Raw genomic sequence first — 2,263 nt, forward strand, 5'->3', positions numbered from 1 at the left:
CAAACCGGACATTCGAGATAGCAGGCGGACAGGTGGCTTCGCGCCCGCGTTTCGGATGTTCAAGGTTCATGATTGAACTCTGAAAGCGGAAATTCGCTGCAACGGGACTAAACGACAGCTTTGCATTGAACTTGAAGATCTCTTATTCGTCGATGAGATTCTCAGCGGTCCGCCTCCAATAGGGATCTCGAACGAACTCTTTGGCCAGAAATCCCATCAGTAGCGATATTCTGTGTACGCCCCGAAGGTCTGGATGGGTGAGCACCCAGAGCAGGTTCGTGGGTGCCGCGTGATAGGTGAAACACCGTTTCAGGTCTGAACGGCGCAAATCGTCCGGCAAGAGTGCAACACCGCAGCCCTCCGCTGCCAGACGCGCCATGGCGGTGAGATCATCGCATGCGATTGCCGTCACAGGCTGCTCTTCATTCAGCACATCACGAAAAGCCGGATGACGCAGCAATTGTCCTGCCGGTGGGGCCAATTTATGTTGTGAAAGGTCAAATGGGCCGTCCAGCCGCGCAGCGGTCTCGAGGTATGAGGGGGCCGCGTAGACAGCCCAATCGATATCGAGAACACGCCGCCCCCAAAGATGGTCAGGCGGATTTTGGGCGACTCGCAAGGCGACGTCCGCGCCCCGGTCGGACATGTTCACTTCCTGGTTCGAAACCAGAAATTCAACCCGAACGTTGGGATGCGCCTCGCTGAAATTCATCAGATAACGCGGCAACACGGTGTCGGCAAAACTGCGCGGCGCGGTAAGGCGCACGATGCCCTCGGCATTTCCGTCCCTGCCACTTATACGCCGGTCGATCGCCTCGAAAGAGCGGGCGATACCAAGGCCTATCTCGCGCATTTCATTGCCCGCGTCCGTCAACACAAACCGGCCTTTGACACGATCAAACAAACGCGTGCCCGTCTGTTCTTCAAGCAGGGCAATGTGCCGGAAGACTGTCGCATGGCTCAGTCCGGTAAGCTTGGCGGCGCGAACCTGAGAGCCCGTTTCGCAAACCGCGAGAAACACTTTGACGAGGTTCCAATCCAATTCCAGCCTACTTCATTTCAAATTTGCAATACTACACCTCACAAATGCATATATCCATCTTTTCTGCAACAGAATACCTTCGGCTCATATCAACAACGGCAATGAAGGAGATGGATATGATTGGATACACTTCGCTTGGAACGGCCAACCTTTCCCGCGCGGAAAGCTTCTATGACGCATTATTGGCGGAGTTCGGCGCAAAACAGGTGATGCACATGGATGATTTCATCGTCTGGGCAGTCGAAAATGGCGGCGCGTCCTTTTCAATTCATGTGCCTGAAAACGGAAAAGAATATTCAGTCGGCAACGGCGTAATGATTGCGCTCGCGGCATCCGGCCAGACACAGGTTGATCTGGTGCATGAGAAGGCTTTGAAATTGGGAGGCGCCGATGAAGGCAAGCCCGGATTTCGGGCCGAGGGCTTTTACGCCGCCTATTTCCGCGATCTGGACGGCAACAAACTCAATGTCCATTGCATGGTCGGTTGAGCCATGCCGTTGGAACCTTACAAGATCGTAGGGCACAGATTGTGCCCTTATGTGCAAAGGGTCGTTATCGTCATGATCGAAAAAGGCATTGCCTTTGAACGGATCGATATCGACCTCGACAATAAACCCGCCTGGCTCGGCGATATATCGCCGGGTCGTCAGGTGCCGGTATTTTGGGCTGGACGCGACGAATGGCTATTCGAATCCGGTGTTATTGCCCGTTATCTGGATCAGGTGACAGGGGGAGGCCTTATGCCCAGCGATCCTTGGGCGCGCGCTTGTCATGAAGCCTGGATGGCCTATGCGGATGGCATGCTGAATATCGTCGCCCGCATTATCTACCGCGATGTCGACGCATCCGCTTTCGCAGTCTCGTTGCGAGAGCTTGAGGAGCGACTGCGGATTGTCGATGACCGTTTTCAGCCGCAAAAATACTTCGCGGGTGATGCTTTCGGCCTTGTCGACGCGGTGTTTGCAACACTTTTCCGGTATTTTTCTGTTTTCGACAGAGTGTCGGAAACAAGACTGAATGACTTGCTTCCACAAAAACTCACAGAATGGTGGGCTCTTGTCGGCAGTCATAAATCGGTGAAAGACGCGGTACCGCCAACCTATGAGGCTGAACTCATACAGTTCATCGCCCAAAAGGAAAGCCATGCCGCTCGGGTGCTAGGCACATTCCGCTGACGGGCCAAATCGGACCGTCCCTTGAGCCAAGCGAATGACCGCTTTT

At 54.3% G+C, this 2,263-nt stretch carries 3 protein-coding genes; 2 read left to right on the forward strand and 1 reads right to left on the reverse strand.

Annotated elements, in window-relative coordinates; translation table 11 throughout:
• Positions 1 to 142 precede the first annotated feature (142 nt).
• Positions 143 to 1,042: a LysR family transcriptional regulator gene (locus tag KX729_RS33405; RefSeq protein ID WP_219746710.1), complete on the reverse strand. Its 900-nt coding sequence runs from the start codon at positions 1,040 to 1,042 to the stop codon at positions 143 to 145.
• Positions 1,043 to 1,143: 101 nt separating this feature from the next.
• Between KX729_RS33405 and KX729_RS33410 the strand changes: the two genes are divergently transcribed.
• Together KX729_RS33410 and KX729_RS33415 are read left to right on the forward strand one after the other, a co-directional pair.
• Complete coding sequence (locus tag KX729_RS33410; RefSeq protein ID WP_246618063.1) at positions 1,144 to 1,530, forward strand: VOC family protein; 387 nt, start codon at positions 1,144 to 1,146, stop codon at positions 1,528 to 1,530.
• Between the two features lie 3 nt (positions 1,531 to 1,533).
• Positions 1,534 to 2,217: a glutathione S-transferase family protein gene (locus KX729_RS33415; RefSeq protein ID WP_281423297.1), complete on the forward strand. Its 684-nt coding sequence runs from the start codon at positions 1,534 to 1,536 to the stop codon at positions 2,215 to 2,217.
• Positions 2,218 to 2,263: the final 46 nt, after the last annotated feature.

The organism is Neorhizobium populisoli, from assembly GCF_019430945.1.
GTDB classification, from domain to species: domain Bacteria; phylum Pseudomonadota; class Alphaproteobacteria; order Rhizobiales; family Rhizobiaceae; genus Neorhizobium; species Neorhizobium populisoli.